Origin of the sequence: Phenylobacterium sp. (genome assembly GCF_035276905.1) — a bacterium.
In the GTDB taxonomy this organism is placed as follows: domain Bacteria; phylum Pseudomonadota; class Alphaproteobacteria; order Caulobacterales; family Caulobacteraceae; genus Phenylobacterium.
The window spans coordinates 1-6798 of the sequence record NZ_DATELG010000189.1 but is presented as its reverse complement, the minus strand read 5'-3'; the positions used below and the strand labels follow the sequence as shown (position 1 = coordinate 6798).

8 protein-coding genes and 2 pseudogenes are annotated in these 6798 nt (G+C 69.5%); 7 read left to right on the top strand and 3 right to left on the bottom strand.

Translation table 11 applies throughout. The features are described 5' to 3' along the window. The 4 genes and pseudogenes from VJS38_RS08825 to VJS38_RS20990 form a co-directional block, all read left to right on the top strand. Positions 1 to 288: hypothetical protein (locus VJS38_RS08825; protein ID WP_324087781.1), on the top strand; the 288-nt coding region annotated here is incomplete at its 5' end. Between the two features lie 185 nt (positions 289 to 473). After that, positions 474 to 1235 (top strand): SPOR domain-containing protein, encoded by a 762-nt coding sequence (locus VJS38_RS08820; RefSeq protein WP_324087780.1) that lies wholly within the window; start codon positions 474 to 476, stop codon positions 1233 to 1235. Positions 1236 to 1393: 158 nt separating this feature from the next. After that, positions 1394 to 2293 (top strand): annotated as a pseudogene (locus VJS38_RS08815) (alkaline phosphatase family protein); the annotation flags it as partial. Positions 2294 to 2503: 210 nt separating this feature from the next. Next, positions 2504 to 2614: pseudogene (locus tag VJS38_RS20990) on the top strand (PEPxxWA-CTERM sorting domain-containing protein); the annotation flags it as partial. A gap of 72 nt (positions 2615 to 2686) precedes the next feature. On the opposite strand, the gene VJS38_RS08810 reads toward VJS38_RS20990, so the two are convergent. Beyond that, the gene (locus VJS38_RS08810; protein WP_324087778.1) at positions 2687 to 3391 is read right to left on the bottom strand and encodes an RlmE family RNA methyltransferase; all 705 of its coding nucleotides are present in this window, start codon (positions 3389 to 3391) and stop codon (positions 2687 to 2689) included. Then, complete coding sequence (locus VJS38_RS08805; RefSeq protein WP_324087777.1) at positions 3388 to 4473, bottom strand: Ppx/GppA phosphatase family protein; 1086 nt, start codon at positions 4471 to 4473, stop codon at positions 3388 to 3390. Before VJS38_RS08805 ends, VJS38_RS08810 begins: the two co-directional genes overlap by 4 nt. 164 nt (positions 4474 to 4637) lie before the next feature. On the opposite strand from VJS38_RS08805, the gene hspQ reads away from it, so the two are divergent. After that, a complete protein-coding gene (hspQ, locus tag VJS38_RS08800; protein ID WP_324087776.1) occupies positions 4638 to 4967 on the top strand; it encodes a heat shock protein HspQ in 330 nt (109 codons plus the stop codon). Positions 4968 to 5027: 60 nt separating this feature from the next. On the opposite strand, the gene corA is transcribed toward hspQ, so the two are convergent. Beyond that, complete coding sequence (gene corA, locus VJS38_RS08795) at positions 5028 to 5996, bottom strand: magnesium/cobalt transporter CorA (RefSeq protein WP_324087775.1); 969 nt, start codon at positions 5994 to 5996, stop codon at positions 5028 to 5030. A 157-nt stretch (positions 5997 to 6153) separates the two neighbouring features. On the opposite strand from corA, the gene VJS38_RS08790 reads away from it, so the two are divergent. Together VJS38_RS08790 and VJS38_RS08785 are read left to right on the top strand one after the other, a co-directional pair. Further along, positions 6154 to 6423 carry a hypothetical protein gene (locus VJS38_RS08790; RefSeq protein ID WP_324087774.1) on the top strand — a complete coding sequence of 90 codons (270 nt, stop codon included), beginning with the start codon at positions 6154 to 6156 and terminating at the stop codon, positions 6421 to 6423. A 74-nt stretch (positions 6424 to 6497) separates the two neighbouring features. After that, positions 6498 to 6798 (top strand): hypothetical protein (locus tag VJS38_RS08785; RefSeq protein ID WP_324087773.1); only part of this gene is annotated, 301 nt, incomplete at its 3' end.

The window sequence follows — 6798 nt, the reverse complement described above, 5'->3', positions numbered from 1 at the left end:
CTTTTCTTTGACGGCGGGACGGTGCGCATGGAGTTTACCGTCACGCGAACCGATCCGGCCCACAGCGGCCCGGGCCACGTCATGACGGAGCCACGGCAATGGTCCTACACCGCCTGTCGCGTCGTCCTGTCAGCGCGCGGCGCGGCCGAGATGCTGAACAAGATGCAGGAGCTGCAGGGCGTGATGCTCCGCAACGGCGCCCTGCAACCGCATCGGATGGGGCCGCCGGAAGCTCCCGCCGCCCCCGAATCGCCGCCCGAGCCTTCATCGCAGGCGCCAGCCAAATAGCCGTCGCCCTGGCGCTCGCCGGCGCAGCGCACGCCCAGGCGCAGGTCGAGCCCCAGGACAACTATCCCGCCGCCCTGAACCGCCCGGCGCTGGACGCCTGGCTGCGCGATTCGACCGACCTTCAGCCCGAACAGGTCGTCGCCGTCAGCCCCTCGGCGGCGACGGCGATCGTCGCACGCACGCCCATGACCGAGGGCCGCACCCAGGCGCGGCTGCGGGCGGTGGCGATCACGCCCCAGGCGGTCGCCCGTGGCGGGGTGCTGGCCTGGGAGACGCAGCTCGACATCGACTGCAAGGCCCGCCAGGTGCGGGCCGGCGCCACCACCGGCTACGCCACGCGGCGCGGCGCCGGAGACGGCCTGACGCTGTCGCCAGGCGATGCGGCCTGGCGGCGGCCAAAGGCCGGATCCATCCTCGAATCGTCCTGGCGCGCGGTCTGCGACGCGAAGTTCCAGTCGCCGCTGAGCGGCGGGCCGATGCGCGTCGCCGAGGCGAAGCCGCTCTCGCCGGCGCCAGCCGCCCAGGCCAGGGTCGCACCTGCGCCCGCACCCGTCGCGCCGCGCCTGGCGCCGGTGCGCCTCACCCTGCCCGGCCCCACTCAGGCCCGGCGGAACCCCAAGGCGGAGCCGCAGGCCGCGCCGCCGCCCAAGACGTCCGCCGCCCCGCCCGCGCGCCCGGTTCCGGTCCGCACCGCCCCGAAGGCCGGCCCCAACGCCGTCCAGGTCGTAAGCTCGCCGATCGAGGCCGACACCCGCAAGAAGCTCGACCGCCTGCAGCGCAGGTTCGGTTCGGCCCTGCAGCAGGGCGTGGAGATCCGCGTCGTGCAGGCCCAGGTCGGCGGGCAGAAGGTCTACCGCGGCGTGGTGGCCGGCTTCGCCACCCGGCGCGAGGCCCACGTCTTCTGTCAGACGCTGAAGCAGAGCGGGCAGGACTGCGTGGCCTGGTAGGCGCCGCGAGCGCGACCGTCACCGCGCTGAGACCGAACATTCGCCAAGACGCCATCAGGCCGTCGCAGACCTGACATCCGTCGGCACAACAGTCCCGCGCCATTAATCATGAACATTGAAGGTCTCTCAGCGATCTTCAAAGATTACAGGACTGAAATATGAAGAAATTCGAGAAACTTTTACTGTCCGCCTCCGCGGCGGCGATGGCGCTCTCGCTAAGCGCCACCGGCGCCCAGGCGGCGATCGGCGACGTGTTCGTCATCGCCATGGAAAACCAGAACGCGACCGTGAGTGGGACCAACCTGAGCGGCCTGAACCCGATCTACGGCAACCCTGCCGCGCCCTACATCAACAGCCTGATCACCCCGGGCGCCCCGAACGCGCAGTACACGTCCTATTCGAGCGCCTATCACAATATCATCTACGGCAACACCGACCTGCACCCGTCGGAGCCCAACTACATCTGGCAGGTCTCCGGCATCACCGGCCCGCTCAACGACAGCGTGCCGAGCGTGGCCAACGGCAACCTGTTCCCGGCCGGAACCCCGAACCTGGGCACGTCGCTGACCAACGCCGGGCTGACCTGGAAGTCGTACCAGGAAGGCATCGACACCACCGGCGGGAACAACACCGGCGCCATCGTGACCAACACCATCGCGCCGCAGAACCAGTGGACGGTCCCGAACCAGAACTTCTCCGGCACCAATGCGGCCTACACCAACCCGTACAACGGCAGCCACCAGTTCAACTACGCCGCCAAGCACAACCCGTTCGTCTTCTTCCAGGACGATTACAACGCGGCGAACTACGCGCCGTTGCAGCAACTGCAGACCGACCTCAACAACAACACGGTCGCGAACTTCAACTGGATCACCCCCGACCAGTACAACGACATGCACACCGCCCTCACCGGCGGCTTCACCTACAACGGCGTGCACTACACCGGCAACGACGCCGGCATCGCCCAGGGCGACAACTTCCTCAGCCAGATCGTTCCCATGATCGAGGCGTCGCAGGCCTTCCAGGACAACGGCCTGATCGTCATCTGGACGGACGAGGACGAAGGCGACACGCCCGGGACCAACGCGAACTACAGCAACATGGAGATCCTCATCGGGCACGACACGTTGGGCAACGCCTTCACGAGCTTCGTCCCGATGAACCACAACACCGACCTCGAGACCTATCTGCAGCTGTGGAACCTCGACCAGTCGGGCTATCCGTCGAACATCACCCAGTCGGGCACGCTCCAACCGCTGCTCAAGGCCGGCGCAATCCCCGAGCCGGCCAGCTGGGCGATGATGCTGATGGGCTTCTTCGGTCTCGGCGGCCTGCTGCGCGCCCGCAGGCGTTCGGACATGCAAGCCGCGGCGGCCTGAGCTTTCCGCCCACGGGCTCTTGTCTTCGGCCCGGCCGCCCTGCGGCCGGGCTTTTCCATTGGCGGGGGCGTCCTACCGCCCCTTGAACCCGGTCGCCACCAGATAGACCTCGGAGGACTCCGCGCGGCTGGCCTTGGGCTTGAAGTTGCGCACCTCGGCGAAGTGGCGCTTCAGCTCGGCGATCAGGGCGGAGGTCTCCCCGCCCTGGAAGGCCTTGGCGATGAAGACGCCGCCGGGCTTCAGCACCTCGACGGCGAAGGCGGCCGCGGTCTCGATCAGGCCGATGATGCGCAGGTGGTCGGTCTGGCGGTGGCCCACGGTGTTGGGCGCCATGTCGGAGAGCACCACGTCAGGCGCCCCGCCGAGCAGCTCGATCAGCTTCGGCCCGCAGGCCGGGTCGGTGAAGTCCATCTGCAGGATGTGCGCCGGCGGCAGCGGATCGACCGGCAACAGGTCGACGCCGGCGATGTCGCGCACCCCCCGCTCGATCGCCACCTGGGTCCAGCCGCCGGGCGCGAGGCCCAGGTCGATCACCCGCGCGCCGGGCTTGAGCACCCTCAGCCGGTCGTCGATCTCCGTCAGCTTGAAGGCCGCGCGGCTGCGGTAGCCGTGCGCCCGGGCCTTGGCGGCGAACGGGTCGTTGACCTGCCGCTCCAGCCAGGCCTGCTGCGAGGGCGTCCGCATCTTGGCGGTCTTCAGGCGCGCGGGCTTCGGCCGCCCCTCGTCGGTCCCGCCGGTGGGGGCCCGAACCATGCGCTTGCGGGGTGGCTCGGTCATGCCGCGGTCGCCCTTTGCGGGGCGCCGGCCCGGCCGCGCCGCCGACGCCGGCGGCCGCCACGCTTGGCCATCAGGGAATTGAGGATGCCCTCGCGCAGGCCGCGGTCGGCGACGCGCACCCGCGAACAGGGCCAGAGCTCCTGCACCGCCTGCAGGATGGCCGCGCCCGCCAGCACGAGGTCGGCGCGGTCGGGGCCGATGCAGGGCTGGGCCGCGCGCTCGTGCGGCTTCAGCGCCAACAGCCGATCGGCCGCGGCGTCGCACTGGCCGCGGGTCATCCAGATCCCGTCGACCCGATTGCGGTCGTAGCGCGCCAGGTCGAGGTGCAGGCCCGCAAGGCTGGTGATGGCGCCGGAGGTGCCGATGAGGTGCGCCCGGTCGGCGTCGAACAGCGGCTTGAGGGCGTCGGCCCGGCGGAAGGCGGCGATCTCCGCCTTGACCGTGTCGACCATGGCGCGGAACCAGGTCTCGTTGGCGCCCTCGCCCTCCGGGAAGCGCTCGGCCAGGGTGACGACGCCGATCGGGATCGAGAGCCAGGCGCGCATCGCCGGGATCTCCGCTCCGCCCGCGGCCTTCAGGTCGAGCCACGACATTTCGGTCGATCCGCCGCCCACATCGACCACCAGGGCCGCGTCATGGCTGCGGTCCAGCAGGGCCAGGCAGCCGGCGACCGACAGCTTGGCCTCCTCCTGCGGCGAGATGATCTGCAGCCGGATGCCGGTCTCGCCGGCGACGCGCTCGACGAAGGCCGGTCCGTTCTCGGCGATCCGGCAGGCCTGGGTGGCGATGGCGCGCAGCCGCACGACCTTGCGCCGGCGGACCTTCTCGGCGCTGACCTTCAGGGCCGCCAGCGCCCGCTCCATCGCCGGCTCGCCCAGCCGCCCGCTCTGCGCCAGGCCTTCGCCGAGCCGCACGATCCGCGAATAGGCCTCGACGACGCGGAATCCCGCCCCCTGCGGCGTGGCGATCAGCAGCCGGCAGTTGTTCGTGCCCAGATCGAGGGCCGCGTAGCACGGGGGCTCGCGCAAAGACCTTACCCGGCCACGCAACGGGGCGCCGGGCGCGCTCGGCGCCTCAGTCATGGACCGCCTTTTCGTCCTTCGCAGGCCGCGCGACGAGCGCGCGCCTGATTTCGCCGACCACTGTAGCAAGCGGCTCCGTGCGGCGGAAGGCGCGCGGCGCCTGCGCCCACAGGGGCGTGAATCGTGTTCACCTCCCAGTCAGAACCAAGGTTTAAAGTGCTTCGATGAACACGCGATTCGCCAAGTATGGAATCGGCCAGGTCGTGCGTCACCGCGTCTATTCGTTTCGCGGCGTGATCTTCGACGTCGATCCGTCCTTCACCAACACCGAAGAGTACTGGCTCTCGATTCCCGAGCAGCTTCGCCCGACGAAGGACCAGCCCTTCTATCACCTCCTCGCCGAAAACGAGGACAGCGCCTACGTCGCCTACGTCTCCGAGCAGAACCTGATGCCGGACGATTCCGGCCAACCGGTCGGCCATCCGCAGGCGGCCCTGATCTTCGACTCCTTCCGCGAAGGCCAGTACAGGCTGAAGCCGCGCATCAGCCATTGAGGGCGGGGCTCGGACCTAGCCCCTCGCTGCCGTGCAGCGGCTGTCCGGGGTGAAAGCGGTTCAAAGCCACCTGAACCGCTTGAAGCGCACGTAGAGAAAGCTGCAGACCACGGCGATCGCGCCCAGCACGGCCGCATAGCCGTATTTCCATTTCAGTTCCGGCATGTGCTCGAAGTTCATGCCGTAGATGCCGGCGATCGCGGTCGGCACCGCCAGGATCGCGGCCCAGGCGGCGAGCTGGCGGGTGATTTCGCCCTGGCGCTGCTGCTCCAGGAGGGTGCTGAGTTCGAACACCGAGCCCAGGACGTCGCGCAAGCCCTCGGTCAGCGAGGCGACGCGACGGACGTGGTCGCGCACGTCGCGGAAATAGGGCCTGACCTCCGCGTCGATGCAGGGCTGCTCATGGTGCTCGAGGCGGCTGGCCACCTCCTCCATCGGCCCGAGGATGCGGCGGAAGCGGATCAGCTCGCGCCGCAGGTTGAAGATCCGGGTGATCTCGGCGCGGCTCAGGAAGGAGTCAATCGCGTGGCGCTCCATCGCCAGCACCTCCTCCTCGATCGCCTCGACGATCGGCAGATATCCGTCGACGATGAAATCGAGGACCGCGTGCAGGATATAGTCGACGCCGTGCCGCAGGTGCATGGGCGCCGCTTCCAGGTGCTGGCGCAGCTCGAGGTGGGCGCGCACCGAGCCGTGACGGACGGTGATGATGTGGTCGTCGCCGACGAAGATGTCGGTTTCGCCGTAGCCGATCTCCTCCTCCTCCAGGTGCGCCGTGCGGGCGACGACGAACAGCTGGTTTCCATAGACGTCGATCTTCGGCGTCTGGTTGGCGTGCAGCGCGTCCTCGACGGCCAGGGGATGCAGGCCGAAGCGGTCCTGCAGGATGCCCAGCTCGGCCGCCGTCGGCTCATAGAGGCCGATCCAGGCGAACTCGCCCGTCTTCAATGCCAGGCTGGCCGGGTCGGCGAGGTCGATCGCGTGCTGGCGCTTCCCATCGCCGTAGACATAGGCGGCAACAACGCTCATCGGCCGGCTCTTCGCTCCATTCGCGTGGGCCGTCATTGCACCGCACAGTGGCTGCTTGACAACAGTCGACGCAGGGAGGCCGCCCGCCAGATCGAAAGCGCCTGCGGGCGCACCCCCGGGCCCAAATTCAGCCTTCATCCGAGGCTGTGCTGACGCCATGCCCAGCGCCTACACGCTCGCCCTCCTCCGCAACGGACCGCGCGCCGAATGGTCGCGCGTGGCGCCCTACGCCAGCGACGCCGAGGCGATCGCGGCGGCCCGCCGGATCGCCGAGGCCGAGGGCCGGCGCTCTCCGGAGCCGGTGTCGCTGATGGTCGGGCGCAGCGCCGAAGAGGGGGAGATCGCCTGGCTCGGCGGCTGGGACTGGGACGTCGAGGGCGTCCTTTGCTGGGAGGCGCAGGAACCCCAGGACACAGATGCGATTTAACTCGGACTGCCCCGACGGAGGACGCAACCAAAGCCGCGTCGCCGATTTGAGAGTCCGTAACGGGAAGCCGCAGGATGTTGGCGCAGCAGAACGCAGACCCCATACTCGGGACCACCTACGCCGGCTTCGCGGCCTCGACCGCACGCGAGCCGAAGGACGGGCTTGAGCTCCGCCTCAATGGCGAGGCCCGCACGTATGAGCGCGCAGAATTGCGCCGCCGGACCTCGCGCCGCCGCGCGCCGGTTGCGGTCATCGCCGTCCTGGCCGTCGTCGGCGTCGGCGCCGCCGTGGGCGCGGCCCTGCTCTACGAACCCAAGGCGGAGCTGTTGGCGCCGCCGCCGCTGCCCGCCGAGACCGCCGCGACGCCCGCCGCCG

What these genes read in the sequence shown, in the direction of transcription:
- VJS38_RS08790 (WP_324087774.1), top strand. Translation starts at nt 6,154, where the DNA reads ATGCCCAGCGCCTACACGCTCGCCCTCCTCCGCAACGGACCGCGCGCC.
- VJS38_RS08810 (WP_324087778.1), bottom strand. Translation starts at nt 3,391, where the DNA reads ATGACCGAGCCACCCCGCAAGCGCATGGTTCGGGCCCCCACCGGCGGG.
- VJS38_RS08805 (WP_324087777.1), bottom strand. Translation starts at nt 4,473, where the DNA reads ATGACTGAGGCGCCGAGCGCGCCCGGCGCCCCGTTGCGTGGCCGGGTA.
- hspQ (WP_324087776.1), top strand. Translation starts at nt 4,638, where the DNA reads ATGAACACGCGATTCGCCAAGTATGGAATCGGCCAGGTCGTGCGTCAC.
- corA (WP_324087775.1), bottom strand. Translation starts at nt 5,996, where the DNA reads ATGAGCGTTGTTGCCGCCTATGTCTACGGCGATGGGAAGCGCCAGCAC.
- VJS38_RS08820 (WP_324087780.1), top strand. Translation starts at nt 474, where the DNA reads ATGACCGAGGGCCGCACCCAGGCGCGGCTGCGGGCGGTGGCGATCACG.